The organism is Mycobacterium ulcerans subsp. shinshuense (assembly GCF_002355775.1).
GTDB classification, from domain to species: domain Bacteria; phylum Actinomycetota; class Actinomycetes; order Mycobacteriales; family Mycobacteriaceae; genus Mycobacterium; species Mycobacterium marinum.
The window spans coordinates 4,535,121-4,554,749 of record NZ_AP017624.1 but is presented as its reverse complement, the minus strand read 5'-3'; the positions used below and the strand labels follow the sequence as shown (position 1 = coordinate 4,554,749).

At 66.9% G+C, this 19,629-nt stretch carries 15 protein-coding genes and 2 pseudogenes; 7 read left to right on the top strand and 10 right to left on the bottom strand.

The window, feature by feature from the left end; all coding sequences use genetic code 11:
* The first annotated feature begins 27 nt into the window (after window positions 1-27).
* Window positions 28-603 carry a TetR/AcrR family transcriptional regulator gene (locus SHTP_RS20320; RefSeq protein WP_011739157.1) on the top strand — a complete coding sequence of 192 codons (576 nt, stop codon included), beginning with the start codon at window positions 28-30 and terminating at the stop codon, window positions 601-603.
* On the opposite strand, the gene SHTP_RS20315 is transcribed toward SHTP_RS20320, so the two are convergent.
* From SHTP_RS20315 to SHTP_RS20305, 3 genes are all read right to left on the bottom strand, one after another.
* The gene (locus tag SHTP_RS20315) at window positions 589-2,973 is read right to left on the bottom strand and encodes a glycoside hydrolase family 65 protein (protein ID WP_096371605.1); all 2,385 of its coding nucleotides are present in this window, start codon (window positions 2,971-2,973) and stop codon (window positions 589-591) included. The two genes, SHTP_RS20320 and SHTP_RS20315, sit on opposite strands and share 15 nt — an antisense overlap.
* Window positions 2,970-3,710 (bottom strand): beta-phosphoglucomutase family hydrolase, encoded by a 741-nt coding sequence (locus tag SHTP_RS20310; RefSeq protein WP_096371604.1) that lies wholly within the window; start codon window positions 3,708-3,710, stop codon window positions 2,970-2,972. Before SHTP_RS20310 ends, SHTP_RS20315 begins: the two co-directional genes overlap by 4 nt.
* 192 nt (window positions 3,711-3,902) lie before the next feature.
* A complete protein-coding gene (locus tag SHTP_RS20305) occupies window positions 3,903-4,298 on the bottom strand; it encodes a nuclear transport factor 2 family protein (protein ID WP_096371603.1) in 396 nt (131 codons plus the stop codon).
* 50 nt (window positions 4,299-4,348) lie between these two features.
* Here SHTP_RS20305 and SHTP_RS20300 point away from each other — a divergent pair, with 50 nt between their 5' ends.
* The gene (locus SHTP_RS20300; RefSeq protein WP_012393028.1) at window positions 4,349-4,966 is read left to right on the top strand and encodes a TetR/AcrR family transcriptional regulator; all 618 of its coding nucleotides are present in this window, start codon (window positions 4,349-4,351) and stop codon (window positions 4,964-4,966) included.
* Here SHTP_RS20300 and SHTP_RS20295 read toward each other — a convergent pair.
* Window positions 4,963-6,518 (bottom strand): annotated as a pseudogene (locus SHTP_RS20295) (DHA2 family efflux MFS transporter permease subunit). The gene SHTP_RS20300 and the pseudogene SHTP_RS20295 sit on opposite strands and share 4 nt — an antisense overlap.
* A 78-nt stretch (window positions 6,519-6,596) precedes the next feature.
* On the opposite strand from SHTP_RS20295, the gene SHTP_RS20290 reads away from it, so the two are divergent.
* Both SHTP_RS20290 and guaA read left to right on the top strand, forming a co-directional pair.
* A complete protein-coding gene (locus SHTP_RS20290; protein ID WP_020727356.1) occupies window positions 6,597-7,280 on the top strand; it encodes a winged helix-turn-helix transcriptional regulator in 684 nt (227 codons plus the stop codon).
* A gap of 78 nt (window positions 7,281-7,358) precedes the next feature.
* The gene (gene guaA, locus SHTP_RS20285; protein ID WP_020727355.1) at window positions 7,359-8,936 is read left to right on the top strand and encodes a glutamine-hydrolyzing GMP synthase; all 1,578 of its coding nucleotides are present in this window, start codon (window positions 7,359-7,361) and stop codon (window positions 8,934-8,936) included.
* A gap of 91 nt (window positions 8,937-9,027) precedes the next feature.
* Here guaA and SHTP_RS20280 read toward each other — a convergent pair whose 3' ends face one another.
* On the bottom strand, window positions 9,028-9,633 hold the full coding sequence (locus tag SHTP_RS20280) for a hypothetical protein (protein ID WP_231991658.1): 606 nt from the start codon (window positions 9,631-9,633) through the stop codon (window positions 9,028-9,030).
* 190 nt (window positions 9,634-9,823) lie between these two features.
* On the opposite strand from SHTP_RS20280, the gene SHTP_RS20275 reads away from it, so the two are divergent.
* Both SHTP_RS20275 and SHTP_RS20270 read left to right on the top strand, forming a co-directional pair.
* The gene (locus SHTP_RS20275; protein WP_096371601.1) at window positions 9,824-10,483 is read left to right on the top strand and encodes a DnaE2-dependent mutagenesis accessory factor ImuA'; all 660 of its coding nucleotides are present in this window, start codon (window positions 9,824-9,826) and stop codon (window positions 10,481-10,483) included.
* A gap of 48 nt (window positions 10,484-10,531) precedes the next feature.
* Complete coding sequence (locus SHTP_RS20270; protein WP_096372576.1) at window positions 10,532-12,061, top strand: DNA polymerase Y family protein; 1,530 nt, start codon at window positions 10,532-10,534, stop codon at window positions 12,059-12,061.
* A 72-nt stretch (window positions 12,062-12,133) separates the two neighbouring features.
* Here SHTP_RS20270 and SHTP_RS20265 read toward each other — a convergent pair whose 3' ends face one another.
* Genes SHTP_RS20265 through SHTP_RS20255 form a run of 3 tightly spaced genes read right to left on the bottom strand, consistent with a single transcriptional unit; the run spans window position 12,134 to window position 15,894 of the window.
* A complete protein-coding gene (locus SHTP_RS20265) occupies window positions 12,134-13,084 on the bottom strand; it encodes a nucleoside hydrolase (protein ID WP_015354755.1) in 951 nt (316 codons plus the stop codon).
* Between the two features lie 44 nt (window positions 13,085-13,128).
* Window positions 13,129-15,141, bottom strand: a complete 2,013-nt coding sequence (locus SHTP_RS20260; RefSeq protein WP_096371600.1) for an SDR family oxidoreductase — start codon at window positions 15,139-15,141, stop codon at window positions 13,129-13,131.
* Between the two features lie 39 nt (window positions 15,142-15,180).
* Window positions 15,181-15,894: a histidine phosphatase family protein gene (locus SHTP_RS20255; RefSeq protein WP_015354756.1), complete on the bottom strand. Its 714-nt coding sequence runs from the start codon at window positions 15,892-15,894 to the stop codon at window positions 15,181-15,183.
* 95 nt (window positions 15,895-15,989) lie between these two features.
* On the opposite strand from SHTP_RS20255, the gene SHTP_RS20250 reads away from it, so the two are divergent.
* On the top strand, window positions 15,990-16,862 hold the full coding sequence (locus tag SHTP_RS20250) for a MaoC/PaaZ C-terminal domain-containing protein (protein ID WP_096371599.1): 873 nt from the start codon (window positions 15,990-15,992) through the stop codon (window positions 16,860-16,862).
* 13 nt (window positions 16,863-16,875) lie between these two features.
* On the opposite strand, the gene otsB is transcribed toward SHTP_RS20250, so the two are convergent.
* Window positions 16,876-18,048 carry a trehalose-phosphatase gene (otsB, locus tag SHTP_RS20245; protein WP_096371598.1) on the bottom strand — a complete coding sequence of 391 codons (1,173 nt, stop codon included), beginning with the start codon at window positions 18,046-18,048 and terminating at the stop codon, window positions 16,876-16,878.
* 51 nt (window positions 18,049-18,099) lie between these two features.
* A pseudogene (locus SHTP_RS20240) lies at window positions 18,100-19,431 on the bottom strand (wax ester/triacylglycerol synthase domain-containing protein).
* Window positions 19,432-19,629 lie beyond the last annotated feature (198 nt).

Below are 19,629 nucleotides of genomic sequence, written 5' to 3'. Positions count from 1 at the left end.
GTTGACTACATCGGCTAGTGTAGTCGTGTGACTACAGGTTCGGCAATCCGTTCTCGAAAGACCCCCACCGGACGGGAAGAGGTAGCCGCGGCGGTGCTGGAAGCCGCCGCGGATCTGTTCGCCGAGCGGGGCCCGGCGGCGACGTCCATCCGCGATATCGCGGCCCGGTCAAAGGTCAACCACGGGTTGGTGTTTCGCCACTTCGGCGCAAAAGAACAACTGGTCGGGGCCGTCCTTGACTACCTGGGCACCCACCTGACGGAGCTGTTGCGTGCCGGGACACCCGCCGATGACCTCGAGCGGGCGCTGGATCGGCAGATGAGAGTGTGGGCGCGCACCCTGCTCGACGGATATCCGGCCGAGCAGCTGCAGACGCGCTTTCCCAACGTCGCCGAGCTACTCGGCCAGGTGCGTGTCCATCACGGCGACGACACCACCGCGCGGCTGGCGGTCGCCAATGCCATCGCGCTGTGCCTGGGCTGGCGCCTGTTCGAACCCATGCTGCGCTCGGCGACCGGTCTGGACGAACTGGCCGACGCCGATCTGCGGCAGGCGGTGACCGATGAGGTCGCGCGCATCATCGAGCCCTCAGGTCGCGGTTGACGCCCACACCTTGGCAGCCATGTTGCGCCGGTGCACCGGCTCACGGCCCGGCGGCTGTGGCGGTGGCGGCAATAGCGGCTTGTGCTTGTGCACCGAAATGGTAGTCGGCTTGGTCGAGCTGAGCTCGAGATCCTTGCCGGCATGGCGGATGGTCAGTTCCGCACCCGGCCCGTCGCGCAGGGTGAAGGTGACGGTGGAGTGGTTGGCGTCGACGGTCAGCCGGTAGCCGCGCCAGCGCAGCCGGAACTGCAATCGCGAAATGCCGTCGGGCAGTTGCGGATCGATGGACAGGATGCCCTCGTCGTCGCGCAGGCCGCCGAAGCCGCCGACCAGCGCGGTCCAGGCCCCGGCCAGCGACGCCATGTGCAGGCCGTCACGGGTGTTGCGGTGCAGATCGCGCAGGTCGATCAAGGCCGCCTCGTAGGCGTAGTCGTGGGCCAGCTCCAGGTGACCGACGTCGGCACACATCACCGCCTGGGTGCACGCCGACAGCGACGAGTCGCGCACCATGCGACGCTCGTAGTAGTCGACATTGCGGGCCTTCTGTTCCGCGGTAAACGCGTGGCTCTGCCACTGCATTGCCAGCACCAGGTCGGCCTGCTTGATTACCTGGGTGGGGTAGAGGCGCACATAGGCCTCGTGCAGTAGCAGCGGGTAGGTCGTATTGGTTTCGAAGTCCCACTCGGCCAGGGTGGTGAACCCCTCACACTGCTGGTGTACGCCCAGCTCTTCGTCGTAGGGGATGTTCACCGCGTCGGCCGCATCCCGCCAGGCCGCCATCTCTTCGGTGGTGACACCCATGTCCTGGGCGGCCTCGGGGTGGCGCAGACAGGCGTCGGCCGCGGTGATCAGGTTGTGGGCCGCCATCAGATTCGTGAAGACGTTGTCTCGAACGATCGCCGTGTACTCATCGGGGCCGGTGACCCCGTCCAGGTGCCAGATACCGTGGCGGTCGTGGTGCCCGAGCGAGATCCACAGCCGGGCGGTCTCGATCAAAACCGCTAGGCCACAATCCTTTTCCAGCGAGTGATCGCCGGTGACGGTGCGGTACCGCTCGAATGCCATGGCGATGTCGGCGTTGATGTGCCAGGCGGCCGTTCCGGCCGGCCAGTAGGCAGAGCATTCCTCCCCGCGGATGGTGCGCCAGGGAAAGCTCGCCCCGTCCAGACCGAGCTCGGCCGCGCGCTCCTTGGCGAGGTCCAACGTCGAGGCCCGCCACCGCAATGCGTCGGCCACCGCGTGTGGTGCCGTATAGGTCAGCACGGGCAGCACGAAGCCTTCCGAGTCCCAGAAAGCGTGGCCGTCGTAGCCGGTTCCGGTGAGCCCCTTGCTCTGGATCGCCCGGCGCTCGGCGCGGGCGCTGGCCTGCAGCAGGTGGAAAAGCCCGAACCGTACCGCTTGCTGGCACTCCGGGTCGCCCTCCACCTCGACGTCCGCGCTGTCCCAGAATTCGTCGAGGTAGGAGCGCTGCGTGTCGATCAGTCCCTGCCAACCGCTGTAGCGGGCACCGTGCAGTGCCCCGGCGACCTGGTCGCGCAGCGCGGGGCGCGAACGCAAACTCGACCAGCCATACGCCAGGTACTTGACGATGCGCAGTTTCTGTCCGGGCCGTAGTCCGCAGATCACCGTGGTGCGGGCCAGGTCGGGACGTGCGTCGGTGGTGATCTCGACCCGCCCGGGCACCTCGACCTCGTGGTCCATCGCGGCGGCCATCATCAAGGCACTGCTGCGGGTGCGGTGCATCAGCAGCGCTCCGCACTCGGTGTTCTCGTGGTCGACGGCCTGCAGCGGGTGCTCCAGGATTGCCGACACGCGCGGGTCATCCGAGGTTTCCGGCTGGTCCTCGTTGGTGACCAGTTCGGACTGCACGGTTATCCGGGCGAAGTCGTCGACGGCCTCCACGGTGTACTCGATGGCCGCGACGCTGCGATGCGACAGCGATACCAGCCGGGTCGATACGACCTTGACCTGCTTGTCCGCCGGCGAGCGCCAGTGGGTGCTGCGGGTCAGTGTCCCGGCACGCAGATCGAGAACGCGCTCATGGGAGGGCAATTCGCCATAGTGCACGTCGAAGGGTTCGTCGTCGACCAGCAGTCGCAGGATCTTGCCGTTGGTGACGTCGACGACGGTCTGGCCGGCCTCCGGGTAGCCGTACCCGGCTTCGGCATAGGGCAGCGGGCGGATCTCGAAAAACGAGTTCAGATAGGTGCCCGGCAGGCCGTAGGGCTCACCCTCGTCGAGGTTGCCGCGCAAGCCGATATGCCCGTTGGACAGGGCGAAGATCGACTCGGACTGGGCCAGCAGATTCAAGTCCAGCCGCGTCTCGCGAATCTGCCATGGTTCGACGGGAAAGGCTTCTTCGCTGATCATGATTGCAGCAGTTCGGCGAGATCGGTTATTACGACGTCGGCGCCGTTGCGCCGCAAATCTTCGGCCTGGCTCACTCGGTCAACACCCACCACGTAGCCGAAGTTACCGGCTCGACCGGCCTGCACGCCCGAAATTGCGTCCTCAAACACCGCCGCCGCATCTGGGGCGGTGTCGAGCAGCTGCGCTCCCCGCAGGTAGGAGTCGGGAGCCGGCTTGCCCGCGATGTGTTCCTCGCGCAGCCTCACGCCGTCCACCCGCTGTTGGATGAACCGGCCCAGGCCGGTGATCTCGAGCACGTCGCGGGTATTGGCGCTCGACGACACCACGGCGATGCTCAGGCCCGCGGCCGAGACTGCCTCGAGATAGCGCCGGGAACCCTCGAACACGTCCACGCCGTCCTTCTTCAGCACCTTTTGGAACATGTCATTTTTGCGGTTGCCCAGGCCGTACACCGTTTCGAGGTCGCCGGGATCATCGGGACTGCCGTCGGGAAGCTGGATACCCCGGCTGCTCAGAAAGGAGCGCACCCCGTCTTCTCGCTTCTTGCCGTCCACATACTGCCGGTAGTCGGCGGCTGGGTCGAAGGGGACGAACTGCCCGCCCGTGCGCTCGGCACGCTCGGAGAGGTATGCGTCGAACATGGCTTTCCAGGCCTTGGTATGGACGCTGGCGGTGTCGGTGAGCACACCGTCCAGGTCAAACAGACAGGCACGGACCTTCTCTGGGAGACCCAGCACGGGGGACCTCGCTTCCGGGTTGTTCGGGCGCTACCAGTTCACCATGCCCGCTCGGGTACCGCGCAGGGTTACTGCCCACCGGTGTACCAAACGCGGCCGCTACGTGCAGGTGCGTCGCGTCGGCTTCGGGCGCTCGCGCAGGTCACTGGTGCAACGATCCGGAAAAGCCCGGAAATGCGTTGTCTGGTGGGGTCAGGCGGCGAGGGTGGCCAGGCGCTGCAATGGCGTGCGATCGAAGTAGACGTCATTGCGGCTCAGTCGATCGCCGTGCGTCAAAGCCAGATCCATGCCGTCGATCTCGACCTCGGTATCACGACCGATGAACCGAAAGCTGGCCCGCCAGAGCACCGCGGCGCCGTCCTCGTGGCGCAGGGGATAGGCCTCTCGCAAGGTCCAGTGCATCCGCCAGCGGTCGAAAAGCTTCGTCAAGTAGTGGCGCAGGGCCTCAGTCCCCTCCACGAAGCCGCGGGTGTTCGGGTCGCGATAGCGAACGTCGGCGGTGTAGCAGCCGACGACGCGGTCCACTTCCTGGGTGTTCCAGGCTTGCAGGAGCCGCTCGGCCAGCTCGATGGCCTGTTCTCGGTGCATGGGCAATCCTAGAGTAATTCTCTAGTTTTCTAGAGTGTTACTCTAGGAGCATGGCCGCCACCCGGACAACCGCCCGTGCCGGCGGTGATCGGCGCGCGGCGATCATCGAGGCCGCGCTGAATCGGTTTCTCAGCCAAGGCATCGACGCCACCGCACTGCGGCAGATCCAGCGCGATGCCGGTGTCAGCAATGGCAGTTTTTTCCACCATTTCCCGAGCAAGGAAGTGCTGGCGGCGGCCGTCTACGTCGACTGCGTAACGCGTTACCAGCAGGCGTTGCTCAAGGATCTGGCGCGCTACCCGGATGCGGAGTCGGCGGTGCGCGGGATTGTCGGCATGCACCTGAGCTGGTGCACCGAGCACCCGGAGATGGCGCGATTTCTCATCACGATGACCGAGCCCGCCGTGCACCGCGCGGCCGCCGACGAGCTGAGGTCGCACAACGAGCGCTTCGCGACCGCCGTGCAGACGTGGTGGCGCCCGCACGCTCACTACGGGGCGCTACGCCCCCTGAGCCCGGCGCACAGCCAGGCGCTCTGGCTGGGACCGGCCCAGGAGTTGGTGCGGGCCTGGTTGCTCGGCAACCTCGCCGCCCCCCCGAATGCCGCTGACGCGGCGATCCTTGCCGACGCGGCGTGGTTGTGCCTGCGGGCCGGCCCGGCCGGTTAGACCTGCGCGAGTGCCGGCTCGGTCTGTGCTGGTGTCGGTTGCCCGGCCCGGGCCGGCAGTAGCCAGCCGACAACGATCGCCGCTGCCAGTGCGATGCCGGCGCAAACCAGGGTTGCGACCTGCAGGCCGTCCAGGAACGCATGATTGACGGCGTCGCGTACCCCGGCGGCCGGTCCGGCCGGCAACTGGTCGATCACCTTGTGCGCCACCGCCATCGAACCTTTCATGGCCGAACGCACGTCGGACGGGAGGGTGGCCAAGGCCGACGCCGAGCCGAGCTGGCCGGAGTAGGCGGATGCGAAGACGCTGCCCGCGATGGCGACGCCGAGGGTGCCGCCGAGTTCGCGGGTGGTGTCGTTGACCGCCGAGCCGACTCCGGCCCTGTCGGCCGGCAACGATCCCATGATCGCCTCGGTGGCCGGCGCGGTGGTGAGGCCCAGGCCACCGCCCAGCAGCAGCATCTGCAGTGCGATCTGGGTATACGGGGTTGTCGCATCGGCCGTGGACGCCCACGCCAGCGCGGCGGCGAACACCGCCAAGCCGGCGGCGACCACGGCGGTGGTGCCCACCCGTTCCACCAGGCGGGGTCCCAGGATGGCGGCCAGTGCAATCGAGAGGGCGACCGGTAGCAACCGCACCCCGGTCTGCAATGCCGTGTAGTCCTTGATGAATTGGAAGTACTGGGTGATGACGAAGATGAACCCGAACAGCGTCAAAAAGCCCGCGGTCACCGCCAGGCTGCCACCGGAGAACCGGCGGTTGGCGAACACCGATACGTCCAACATCGGATGGCTGCTGCGCCGCTCCCACAGCGCGAATCCCACCAGAACGATTGCCGCCGCGATGAAGCCGCCGCTGGCGCGGGTGCTGGTCCATCCCCAGTTGGGCGCTTCGATGATGGTGTAGACCAGCGCCGTGATGCCGACCGCGGACAGCATCAGGCCGGGAACGTCGACGCGGGGTGCCGCCGGGTCGCGGGAGGTCGGTACGAACAGGATGGCGCCGGCCATGGCTGCGACCGCAATCGGAACGTTCACCAAAAAGATCGAGCCCCAGGAGAAGTGTTCGAGCAGCCAGCCGCCGGTGATCGGTCCGACGCGACCCCGACGCCCACCATGGCCGTCCACAGCCCGATCGCCTTGGCGCGCGGAACCGGGTCGGTGAAGATGTTGGTGATCAATCCCAGCGTGGCCGGAAAGATGACCGCGGCTCCGACGCCCATGGCGGCGCGCGCCGCAACCAACGTATCCGCCGAATTCACCTGTGCGGCAAGGGCGGAAGTGAGCGCGAACAAGATGAGGCCGGCGCTGAGCCAGCCTCGCCTGCCGTAGCGGTCGCTAAGGCTGCCGGCCGACAGCAGCAGTCCCGACATGACCAGGGTGTACGCGTCGACGATCCACTGCAGTTGTGCGGTATCTGCCCCCAGTTCGCGCGACAGCGTGGGCAGGGCGACGTTGACGATGGTGGCGTCCACGCTGATCACGAAGACGGATAGGCAGATAACGGCAAGCGCGAGGATCGGGTGATCCCGGAAGACGGGCTGAATACGCATGGACAAGACGCTAAAGCTGATAGACAGATAAATCAATCCGCGATTGGAATAAAGTGTCTACGGTGGTAGGGTGACGCAGTGTCTGCCCGCAACTACAACCAGAACTGCCCCATCGCCCGCGGGCTCGACATCCTCGGGGAGCGGTGGACCTTGCTGATCCTGCGCGAGTTGGTCGGCGGGCCCCGCCGCTACGGCGACCTGCGCGCCGAGTTGGCCGGCATTGCCACCAACTTGCTGGCGCAGCGACTCGCCGAGCTCCAAGAGCGCGGGCTCGTCGACCGAACCGAATTGCCCCCGCCGATCGGGCGGACCGTCTACACCCTCAGCGACGGCGGCTGGCGGCGGGTGTTGCCGGTCTTGCAGACCCTCGCGTGGTTCGGCCTGGACCTCATTGATCCGATCGACGACTCGAGCGTGGTTTCGCCGTTGAACGGCTTCCTCGCCGGAATCCTGCTGGGCTTCGACCCGGCCCGCGCCCCGGGATTGGCTGCGACCTACCGTGCCGAGATCGACGGGCGCCGTTTCGAGTTCGCGGTGGAGCGCGGTCGCCTCGGGCCCGCCCGCGGGGCCCCGACGGTGACGATCAGCGCCGCTGCGCTAGACCTTGTCACGGCCCGTTTGGGGGCTGACGAAGCCACCCGAAAAGCGGCCCTGGGGCGGATCGACTTCGATGGCGACCCCGGCGCCATCGACGCGCTGTGCACCGCGTTTTCGTTGTCGGGGAATTCGCCGCGAGCCAGGGGCGCCGACGGCCGGTCCTAGTGTCGGGAATCGGTGCCGGCGGGTGAGGCAGCACCGGTCGGCGAACCCGCTGGTGCTCAGCCTCTAGACTGATTGCCCGTGGCAGAACCCGTTGACCTCGATGTGGCTGGACCGGTGGGCCGGCCGGTGTTGGTGGTGGATTTCGGTGCGCAGTATGCGCAATTGATCGCCCGCCGGGTCCGGGAAGCGCGGGTGTTCTCGGAGGTGATCCCGCACACCACCTCGATCGAGGAGATCAAGGCCCGTGACCCGCTGGCGCTGGTGCTTTCCGGGGGGCCGGCCAGCGTGTATGCGCCGGGCGCTCCGCAGCTTGATCCGGCGCTGTTCGACCTGGGTCTGCCAGTGTTCGGTATCTGCTATGGCTTCCAGGTGATGGCACAGGCGCTCGGCGGAACGGTCGCTCATACCGGGACCAGCGAGTACGGCCGGACGGAGCTGAAAGTCCTTGGCGGCGACTTGCATTCAGACTTGCCCGACATCCAGCCGGTCTGGATGAGCCACGGTGACGCGGTCACCGCGGCCCCGGACGGATTCGAGGTCGTGGCCAGCAGCGCCGGTGCCGCGGTGGCCGCCTTCGAGAACCGGGAGCGACGCCTGGCCGGGGTGCAATATCACCCGGAGGTGATGCACACCCCGCACGGGCAACAGATCCTCGGCCGGTTTCTGCATGACTTCGCCGGGATCGGCGCCCGGTGGACCCCCGCCAATATCGCCAATGCGCTGATCGAGCAGGTACGCACGCAGATCGGCGATGGCCACGCCATCTGCGGACTGTCCGGTGGGGTGGATTCCGCGGTGGCCGCGGCGCTGGTGCAACGCGCCATCGGTGACCGGTTGACCTGTGTCTTCGTCGATCACGGGTTGTTGCGTGCCGGCGAGCGTGCGCAGGTGGAGCGCGACTTCGTGGCCGCGACCAAGGCCAATCTGGTCACCGTCGACGTGGCCGACACCTTCCTGGCGGCCCTGTCGGGTGTGACCGACCCCGAGGGCAAGCGCAAGATCATCGGTCGCCAGTTCATCCGGGCGTTCGAGGGCGCGGTGCGCGATGTGCTGGATGGCCGCGACATCGAGTTTCTGGTGCAGGGCACGCTGTATCCGGACGTGGTGGAATCCGGCGGAGGCAGCGGCACCGCCAACATCAAGAGCCACCACAATGTCGGCGGTCTGCCCGACGATCTGAAGTTCACCCTGGTCGAGCCGTTGCGGCTGCTGTTCAAGGACGAGGTGCGCGCGGTCGGGCGGGAGTTGGGTCTGCCGGAGGAGATCGTTGCGCGCCAACCTTTTCCGGGGCCGGGCTTGGGCATCCGGATCGTCGGGGAGGTCACCGGGCAGCGGCTGGACACGCTGCGTCGCGCCGACTCGATCGCGCGCGAGGAGTTGACCGCGGCGGGCCTGGACAACCAGATCTGGCAGTGTCCGGTGGTGCTGCTGGCCGATGTCCGCTCGGTCGGAGTGCAGGGCGACAACCGCACCTACGGGCATCCGATCGTGCTGCGGCCGGTGTCCAGCGAGGACGCCATGACCGCTGACTGGACCCGGGTGCCCTTCGAGGTGCTCGAGCGCATCTCGACCCGCATCACCAACGAGGTGCCCGAGGTCAACCGCGTGGTGCTGGATGTCACCAGCAAGCCGCCGGGCACCATCGAGTGGGAATAAGAGTGGGAATAAGAGTGGGAATAAGAGTGGGAATAAGAGAGCCGCGACACTTAACCGGTTGCGAAGACGCGCCGGCGCGAGTCGCGGTGGTTTAAGTCTCGACGAGTTCGCGCCTGCCGTAGGTGATGGTCGCGGTGCGCCAGCAGCCCCCGGCCTCGTTGACGAGCCGACGTGCGATATCCACATCATCGTTGCCGGCGACCAGGATCAGGGTGTGGTCGTCAGTGCTGATCGATCCGCCCAGCAGTCGGTCCCGGGCAACCGCATCTGCCATCAGCGCCTGGCCCAAGCGCGGGGCATCGATGTCCGGCACGTCAATGGTGAAGGCATTCGCCGCGGGCGCACCTTGCGGTAGGTATTCGAAGGTCAGCACAGATCCCTGGTCGAATTGGTTGCGCAGTGCCTCGGCGACGTTGTGCAACGTGGGTGCATCGACAACGCACACGTGGAATTCGCGCGAGCGCTCGTAGGTGTTCTGGTGCAGCTCGTCTGACCACAGCACCCCATTGACCAGTCTCGATCCCGTCATCGCCGCACCGTTTTGCGCGATCGTGGCGGCAGCTTGCATCTCGAACAGCTGCAACTGGTCGTGCGATTGGCTGGAGTCGGGATCGGTGCTGACGGCGGTGTTGTTGGTGGCGAATATCTCCGCCGGCCGGCATGCTGGTTCCTCGCCTCTGGCGGGGGCCGGCGCCACCCAGGAAGACGAGCCGCCGCACGCCACCAAGAACGCCGCCAGCGCTGAGAGGGTTCTTCGGGACCGCACAATGCAGCGTCTCATGGGCGTTTGAGGGCTGTCTTGACGGGGTTCGTGGCCCGGTGTTTACTCGACTCTATCGAACATACTTTCGAAAATGCTCGGTTGGAAAATCGGTAGGAGGCCTGTCATGACCACGGCTTTGGCCTCCGATTGGCGGCACGAAAACCGCGCTGAACAGCTGGAATCGCTGCGTCGGCAGATCGCCGTGTTGTCCGGGAAGCCGGCTGGGAAAGCCGTCGAGCCTTCCGCTGACCCGCTGGCGATTCCGGCTGGGGTGGCTGGGGTGGCCCTGCCCCGGGGCACGGTAGCGGTGCTGTCCGGGGCCCGGTCACTGCTGCTGAACATGGTGGCCGCGGTGACGGCGGCCGGTGGCAACGCCGCCATTGTCGGCCAGCCGGATATCGGACTGCTCGCCGCCGTGGAGATGGGGGCCGATCTGAGCCGGCTCGCGGTCATCCCGGATCCCGGAACGGATCCGGTGGAGGTGGCGGCGGTGCTCGTCGATGGCATGGACCTGGTGGTGCTCGGCCTTGATGGCCAGCGGGTGTCACGGACACGGGCGCGGGCGGTGGTGGCCCGGGCCCGTCATAGAGGTTGCACCCTGCTAGTCACCGACGGTGACTGGGAGGGGGCACCGACGCGGTTGGAGGCCCGGGTTTGCGGCTATGAGATCACGGTGGGTAACCGGGGCGCGCCGACACCGGGATTCGGGCGCATCAGCGCCGTGCGGTTACAGGTCAGCGGGATATGTGCGGGACGATCGATCGGTCGGGTGCGAACGGGGTGAGTTCGGGTGAATTCAGGGCCCCCTTCCCGAGTGTTGGCGATCTGGTGCATGGACTGGCCCGCCGTCGCGGCCGCGGCCGCCGCGGATCAGCCCGTGACGGCGCCGGTCGCGGTTACTTTGGCAAACCGGGTGATTGCCTGCTCGTCGACAGCACGTGCGGTTGGAGTGCGGCGCGGGCTGCGGCGCCGGGAGGCGGCGGCCCGTTGCCCGCAACTGCACATCGCGACCGCCGACGCCGACCGTGATGCTCGCTTCTTCGAAGGGGTGGTCGCGGCGGTAGACGATCTGGTGCCCCGCGCCGAGGTGCTGCGTCCCGGGCTCCTGGTGCTGCCGGTGCGAGGAGCGGCGCGATTCTTCGGTTCTGAGCAGCAGGCGGCCGAGCGGTTGATCGACGCGGTGGCCGCCGCCGGCGCCGAGTGCCAGGTCGGGATTGCCGATCGGTTGTCCACCGCGGTCTTCGCCGCGCGGGCCGGGCGTGTGGTGGAACCGGGACACGATGCACGGTTTCTGTCGGCCCTTTCGGTCCGTCAGCTCGCCGCCGAGCCGAGCCTGTCCGGACCCGGGCGTGACGAACTGACGGATTTGTTGTGGCGGATGGGGATTCGTACCGTCGGACAATTTGCCGCGCTCTCCCGCACCGACGTCGCTTCCCGGTTCGGCGCTGACGCGGTGGCCGCACACCGGTTCGCCCGCGGCGAGCCCGAACGCCTTCCCTCCGGGTGCGAACCACCGCCGGAACTCGGGGCGGTGCTGCGCTGCGATCCGCCGATCGATCGGGTCGACGCCGCGGCATTCGCCGGCCGGGCGCTGGCCAGTGAGCTGCACCAGGCGTTGCTGGCCGCCGGAGTGGGGTGCACCCGGCTGGCCATTCACGCCGTCACCGACAGCGGTGAAGAGCGCACCCGGGTGTGGCGGTGTGCCGAGCCGTTGACCGAGGAGGCCACCGCGGACCGGGTGCGCTGGCAGCTGGACGGATGGCTGAGCAGTCGCAACGCCAGGAACCGGCCCACCGCGCCAGTGACGCAGTTGCGTCTGCAGGCGCTCGAAGTGGTGTCCGCTGAAGCGCTGCAGTTGCCGTTGTGGGGTGGTTTGGGCGAAGAGGACAGGCTTCGGGCCCGTCGCGCGCTGGTACGGGTGCAAGGCCTGCTCGGTCCGGAGGCGGTTCAGGTGCCGGTGCTGTCCGGCGGTCGCGGGCCGACCGAGCGCATCACGTTGACCGCGCTGGGCGATGAGCCGGTGCCGCAGGCCGATCCGGGGCAGCCCTGGCCAGGGCAGTTACCCGCGCCCTCGCCGGCGGTATTGCTCGACGACCCGGTGGAATTGCTTGATGTCCAAGGAAATCCGGTACGGGTAACCAGCCGGGGGATGTTCTCCACTGCCCCCGCGAGACTGGTCGTCGGCGGCCGTGATGACCGGCTGCACTGGTGGGCCGGACCTTGGCCAGTCGACGAACGGTGGTGGGACCCCGATCTCGGTAAAGGCCGCACCGCCCGCGCCCAGGTGCTGCTGGGGGACGAGCGCGCGCTACTGCTGTGCTATCGGCAGCGGCGGTGGTACCTCGAAGGGAGTTACGAGTGACACCGCAGACCAGTCTTAGCCGCGTCCAGCGTGACGCCGGTGTGAAAATCCGGCCGTAGTTTCGCAGCCAGTTCACGCTCGGCGCGCGAACGCTGCGACTCGTTGGATGAACCTCTCGAAGAACACGGCCGGGTCGACGCTGACCCCGATCCGCGCGTTGGGAGGGTGCTTCCCCGACCGGTCGGCAACCGTCATGCCGCGCGTCGGAATATCCGCCAACACCACGTCCACCGTCGCCACCTGGGTCGTCACCAGCTGCGGGTCGAGTGCAATCGCGGCCGCCAGCGGATCGTGCAGATACGCCAGATATCCAAATCCGCGGTCCCGGTGGGACTCGAAGTAGAACCGCATCGCGTCCTGGATCACCCGGGTCAACGCGGACGGGCCGGCGGCGCAGGTCAGCCTGGCGAGGATGTCCGGTGTCATCGCAACCTTGCGGGTCAGGTTCAAGCTGCACACGATTGGAAGTCGTTGTTGCCCTGTCCAGGCCGCGAACACCTCGCTGGCGGCCTCCGGGTCCACCCTGATGTTCCAGTCGGCCCCGACATCGTTGCCGTCCGCGTCGAACATCCCGCCCATGATCACCAGCCGGCTCAGCATCGCCGGCAATGCGGGTTCGGCGCGCAGCGCTCGCGCCAGGTTGGTCAGCGGTCCGGTGACCAGTCCGGTCAGTTTTCCGCGATAGGCGTGTGCCATTCGCACCCAAGCCGCCGCGGCGTCATAGGTGGCCAGCTCCCGGTTGGTCGGGGGTAGCTCGGCATACCCTAAACCTTTGGGGCCGTGCGTGTTTGCCCGATGCGGCCACTGCCCGGTTAGTGGTTGGTCGGCGCCTCTTGCCACCGGTATGTCACCGGCCCGGCACAGTTCGAGCACACCGAGGTTGTTCGTGCACACTTGATCGACCGAGGTGTTTCCACCCGTCGATGCGATGCCCACCAGATCGGCGTCGGTGCTGGCCAACAGATATATCAACGCCAGCGCGTCGTCGATGCCGGTGTCGGCGTCGACGAACACGGGGTTCACCGCGGCAACGATACGCCGCGGCCGGGCCGGAATCGGGAGTCCGCTTACCAGTGCACGCCGGGTGCCAACCGAACGAGCCGTTTGACGGGTTTGGGGATCCGCATGCCCGTCACGGCTAGGGCCGGCCGCTTGGGGCGGCGCACCGGCCGGTGCTCCTGAGCGTCATTGAGCGGCGAGATTCCTTGTGCTGCAGCAGAATCCGGGTAGCCCAGATAGAGCTGATGCAGAATCCGCCGGGACAGTTTCGGTGCGACGTAGTTGCCGACTTCGGCGAGCGTGCCCAGCGGGGTATCGATTCGCGCCGGCTTCTCGACGAGTCCGCGCACCACCATGGCGGCCGCGTGCTCGGCACTGATCGCGGGCGTCGGGTTGAGCCGTCGCGACGGCACGATCATCGGGGTGGCTACCAGAGGCATGTGGATGTTGGTGAAGGTGACGTGGTCGGACAGCGTCTCGGAGGCGACCACGTCGGCGAACGCGTCCAGCGCCGCCTTGCTGGGCAGATACGAGCTGTACTTGGGGTTGCGAGCCTGCACCCCGGCGCTGGAAACGTTGACGACATGCCCGAAACGTCGTTCGCGCCAGTGTGGCAACAGCGCCAGCACCATCCGGACCGCGCCGAAATAGTTGACGGCCATCACCCGTTCGTAGTCGTGCAAGCGGTCGGTGGAGTTGACCGCCGAGCGGCGAATCGACCGGCCGGCGTTGTTGACCAGGTAGTCGACATGTCCGAAGCGGCCCAGGATGTCTTTGACGGTGTGTTCGACGGAGGTGGAGTCGGTGATGTCGCAGGTGAAAGCGTAGGCCTGGCCGCCGCCCGCGCGGATCTCGGCGACCAGTTGGTCGAGCGCGTCGGCGTTGCGGGCCAACGCGAATACGCATCCGCCCCGTTGCGCGACCGCGAGCGCCGAAGCTCGCCCGATGCCGCTGGATGCCCCGGTGATGATGACGTGCCGGCCCACCAGCGGGCCCCTCGGATCGTCGCGGAGGGCACGGTCGGGGTCAAGGTGTTGGGCCCAATAGCGCCACAACTTGGGGGCGTAGCCGGCGAAGTCGGGCAGTCGCACACCGCTGCCGCGCAACGCTTTCTGCGTTTCGTCGCTGATGAAGGTGGGCTTGAGGTCCAAGACGTCGAAGATTTCGGAGGGAATCCCCAGCTGGGTGGCCGCCATGTTGCGCAGCACCTTCGCGCGGCCCCGTGCCTTGAGCACCGGGGTGACCACCGAGCCGGGGAGTACCCCCCGCGCCGGGGGCAGTCCGGCCTCCTTGGTCACTGCTTGGTAGATGCCGCGCAATCCCACCGATTGTGGTGCGGTCAGATGGAAGGTCCGCCCGTTCGGGAATGCCATGTTGTCCTCGTGGATCAGGGCGACGAGCGCATCCACCACGTAGTCGACCGGGACGATGTTGGTGCGTCCGGTGTCGGGCAACAGGATCGGGGTCAGTGACGGCAGCGCGGCCAGCCGGGCCAGTACGCCGAAGAAGTAGTACGGGCCGTCGATCTTGTCCATCTCGCCGGTGCGTGAGTCGCCGACCACGACCGCCGGGCGGTAGATGCGGTACCGCAGCCCGGTGCTGGAGCGCACCAGCAATTCGGCCTCGAACTTGGTCCGGTGGTACGGACTGGGCAGCTGCTGGCCGACGTCGAAGTCGGCCTCGGTGTACTCGCCGGCGAAGTCGCCGGCCACGGCGATCGACGACACGTGGTGCAATGTCGCGTCCAGTCGCCGGGTCAGCTCGATCACGGCGCGGGTTCCATCGACGTTGGCGGCCCGCTGTTGGTCCTCCCCGGCGGTGATGTCATAGACCGCCGCGCAGTGCACGACATGGTCGATCTGCCCCAGTTCGGCGCTGATCTGCTCGGTCACCGGCAGCTCAGGTAACTCGCCGACCAAGGGTTTGACCCGATCGCCCCAGTCGGTGGCGAGGCGTTCGAAACGACTCAGCGATTGGCGCCGTACCAGGACCCACACCCGTGCGTCGGCGTCGCTCTGTAGCAGACGGGACACGACGCGGCGCCCAATAAACCCGGTACCGCCGGTAACGACATACCGCATGCAGCCATGGTGGCGGCCGCGGCCGCACCCGTCAACCGGTCAGCCGAAGTTACGGATGCCGTCCCAGTCCACCAGCTTCCAGCCGGTTGCCGGATTGCCGCTGATCACCACGCGGCCGATGTTCGGTAGGGGATGGGTGTTGAGCAGGTTGGTCTTGGGGTTTTTCACGTTCATCAGCGTCCACACCATGATCGCCGTGCCTTGGGAGAACACGACCGGCTTGTTGTGGCCGCCGTCGTAGATCTTGCGGATGGCGCCGGTGAATCGGCTGTTGAAATCGCTGCCCGAGGTTGACCCGGGGATGCTGGCTTCGACGTTGCCGTCGATCCAGCTGACCGGCGCCACCATGTAGGTGCGGTCGGCCATCGAATCGGGTTTGCCGTTGTACCAGCCGGCATCGATGGACTGCAGGCCCGGAACGATCTCGGCTTGCTTGCTCAACTCCCTGGCCAGGGGAGCGGCGGTCTGCTGGGCGGCCTCCATCGGCGATGTGTAGATGCTGTCGAATTCGCTGCGCCCAAACTGATGGGTCAGCTGCTGCGCTTGATCTTTACCGTCGGAGCTCAGTCCGGTTCCAGGCAACTCGGTAGCGATGATCCCCTCGGCGTCGGCCTGCGATTGTGCATTGCGAATGAAGGTCAGCGTGATGCTGCGGGCCTGGGGGCTTCCGCCGCCGCAGGCGCCGAGCAGCATTGCCGTGGCGAGTAGAGCTAGGACTTTGGAGGTGTTCCAGATCATGCTGCGCTTGGCCATGGCGATAGCCTGCCCTACCGACCGCACCGGTGGGAAGGGTTTGCGATGGTTGACTGCAGAAAAGGCTCGAATTTCCCAATCGAGAGGAGACCCGCATGGCGATCGATCCGGGTGCCGTTGGCGCGACGACCGAGCCGATGTCGTGCGAGTGGAAAGACCGGGAGACGCTGCTCTACGCACTGGGCGTCGGCGCGGGTATCGACGACTTGTCGTTCACCACTGAGAACAGCCACGACATCGCGCAGCAGGTGCTGCCAACCTACGCGGTGATCTGTTGCCCGGCATTCGGGGCGGCGGGCAAGATCGGCACGTTCAACCACGCCATGCTCTTGCACGGCTCCCAGGGCATCCGCCTGCATGCGCCCCTGCCCGCCGCGGGAAAGCTGTCGGTGGTCTCCGAGGTTGCCGACATCCAGGACAAGGGCGAGGGCAAGAACGCGGTCATCATGCTGCGCGGCCGTGGCACCGATCCAGAAACCGGAACCCTGATCGCCGAGACGTTCACCACGCTGGTCATTCGCCAGGCGGGCGGGTTCGGGGGAGTGCCGGGTGAGCGTCCGGCCGCACCGGAAATTCCCGATCGCGAGCCTGATGCCCGGGTTGTCCTGCCGACCCGGGAAGACCAGGCACTGATCTACCGGCTCTCCGGCGATCGCAATCCGCTGCACAGTGACCCCTGGTTCGCCAAGGAATTGGCTGGGTTCCCCAAGCCGATTCTGCACGGGCTGTGCACCTACGGCGTGGCGGGGCGGGCGCTGGTGGCCGAGCTGGGCGGCGGGGTGGCCGCCAACATCACCTCGATCGACGCGCGGTTCACCAAGCCGGTGTTTCCCGGCGAAACGCTGACCACGCTGATCTGGCGCACCGAGCCGGGCAAGGCGGTGTATCGCACCGTGGTGGCCGGCACCGATGGGTCCGACGCCCGGGTGGTGCTCGATGACGGTGCGGTGGAATACGTGCAGGGCTGAGTCGTCAGCCGTTTCACCCAAGCGTCGACAGCTGGCTCGCCAACCGTCCGGTGAACTCGGCAACCCGAGCCGGACTCTCGAGCGCGAACAGTGCGGCGGTGGCGCGATCGCCATCTTCGTTGTGCCGCACCATGATCGCAACGCCATTGGGGCCTACCGCGTCGAACGCGTCCTCGTCGGTGATGTCGTCACCGAGATAGATCGGCACCAGGGGAGCGGCCCGCTGATCAGGCAGGTGATCGATTACCCAGCGCAGCGTCTTGCCCTTGTCCCAGTCGATGTCCGGGTGCAGTTCGATCACCTCGCGGCCGGTCGTCACCCGCAGCCCGTCGCGCTGGCCCGCGGCACGCACCACCGCAGCGATCTCGCCCACCCGGTTGCGGGCGGCATTGCGGTAGTGGGTGGCCACGCCGAACCGCTTGTGCTCCACCATCACCCCGGGGATGGACCCGAGCCGGTCGCGAAGCTGGGCGGCCGCCTGTTCGAGCACCGGTATCGCCGCCGCGGCGGCCTCGTTCTGGTGATGCGTTCCGTCCGGCGCGGTCAGCTCGAACCCATGACTGCCCGCATACCAGATTCCGGGCAGTCCCACGCGTTGGGATACGTCGGCGAGGTCGCGGCCGCTGAGTATCGCTACCGGACACTGCGCGGCCAACTGTTGCAGTGCCGCCACGGCGCCGGCCGTCGGCGTGGCCGCATCCGGATCGTCGACGATCTCGGACAACGTGCCATCGAAATCGAAGAAGACCGCGGGCCGCGGCACGGTCAGGCCGTCGGGTCGTCCGAGTGCCTGCAATGCGTCGGGAAGCTCGGACATGTGCCGGTCGCCGGCGCGCACCCGCACCTCGTCCAGATCGGCGAGGACGGTGTCGGCGCCGTGGTCAGGTAGGGCGTCGCGGTGCCCGGCCTGGTCCACCCCGATCACCAGCGCGAATCCGCTGTCGCGGGCGGCGGCTACGCTCGCCGCGTCTGCGGTGATGACCACGCAGCGGCCGGGCCGCGCGCCGACGCGGTCGGCCGATTCGATCAGGGCCTGGATCGCGGCGTCGTGCCCGCCACCGCCGGAGGCAAAGGTGGCGGTGCCGACGCGGGCTTGCTGAAGTTGCCGGACCAGTGCTTGTGTCGAGTTCAATGCGGTGTCGAACAAGACGGCATCATGGCGGCGCGGGTCGATGGTGACCGACATGATCCCACCTTCTCATGGTGGGCAATGCCGTCTTTTACGGGTCGGTTCGGGTCAGCGTCGCACCCGGGCCGGCGACACCAACGTCCGCCCCGCCACCCCGCCGGGCCGGCTACGGTGCCTGCGCTTGCGGCGATCTTTGCCGAACAGCAGAACGGAGTCCTGGCTGAGTGCCACCAGCTGCGCCATCCCCCGTTCGATACCGGCGGCAAGCTGTCGCAGGTTGGTCGCGGCCTGGTAGTCGGCGGTGATACCGAATACCAGCTCGTCGTCGTAGCAGAGCACGGCAACTCCGGTGCTCAGCTGCAGAGCAGTCGGCGGGATCGGCAGCACCTGCTCCATCGGTTGTCCCATCAGCTGGAGCCGGTGGCGCGGCGCTGGTGCATCGGTTGCCAGCGTCACGACACTTCGCTGGGGGAGACGTACCAAGGTCTGAATAGCTTTGGTGCACAATGCAAGAGGCGTGTAATCGGCAAGACTGGCGGATTTTGTGCGGACCGCGGCCGGGGCCGGGTTCAGCTGGCTGTGCACGGTGCGCAGTCGGGTGATCGGGTCGTTCTGGTCGACCGGCAGGTAAGGCAGCAGGGCCGAGATCTGGTTGGCGGGTTTCTCCAGCGTGCGCAGTGAGTCGGCGCGGGGCTGTTCACCGCGGTGCAGCAGCATCGTTCGAAAGCCCTCGCTGATGGCTGCCAGCGCAACATCGTTGGCGGTTACCCCGAACTTGCGGCACACCCGGTCCACGTCGGCGAGCGCAAAGCGAACCGCGGTGTAGTGGCGCATGGTGATCGGCGAATCGACCGACGACAACCACATCGTGGGCCAGCTGACGGCACGCGCGGCCGCCTTGACGATGTTTGTGGCCAGGGAGTCCGGCCAGCTGCGCGCGCCCGCATCTGAATCCGGAACCGGTTTAACGGCAACATGATTTGCGCCGGTGTGGTCGGCGTCGTCGCAGAGTCTGGTCAGGATCTGGACCGCCGAAATACCGTCAGCCATGCTGTGGTGGAGCTTGAGCAGGATCGCCCACCGATTGTGCTCGAGGCCCTCGATTACCCAGCATTCCCAGAGCGGACGGTCCAAGTCGAGGGGGCGTTCCAGGGCGTGTGCGATGGCCCGAAACAGTTCCGCTTCGTCGCCCGGCTCGGGCAGCGCCGCCCGTTGGATGTGCGCGTCAAAATCGAATTCGGGTTGGTCGATCCACTGCGTCCGCAGCACCTGCGCGTGCCGGGGGATTCACCTAAGCCGCTGTGCCAGAGTCGTTTTGAGAAGTTCGAAGTCGGGAACGGCGCCGTTGATCACGGCGACTGCGCCGATTGCCAGGCTTGCGTCCCAGTCCGGTTCTTGGGCCCTGCGCAGGCCAGCGTCCAGTGTCGTCAATTGTGCTATCACAAGTCCCCACCCGTCAGTTTGTGAATCAGTACCAGTATCTGTCCCGATGCGTTGGGCGCGATAGGCCTGCCAGGTTAAGAACGTGTTTTTCAGTTAAAGATGTGTTTAACAGCGGTGATATGTCTCACTTTTATGCTGAGCGATCGCTCGCTCCGACCCCCCTCGGCATTCGAACATATTTTCGATAAGCTGTGG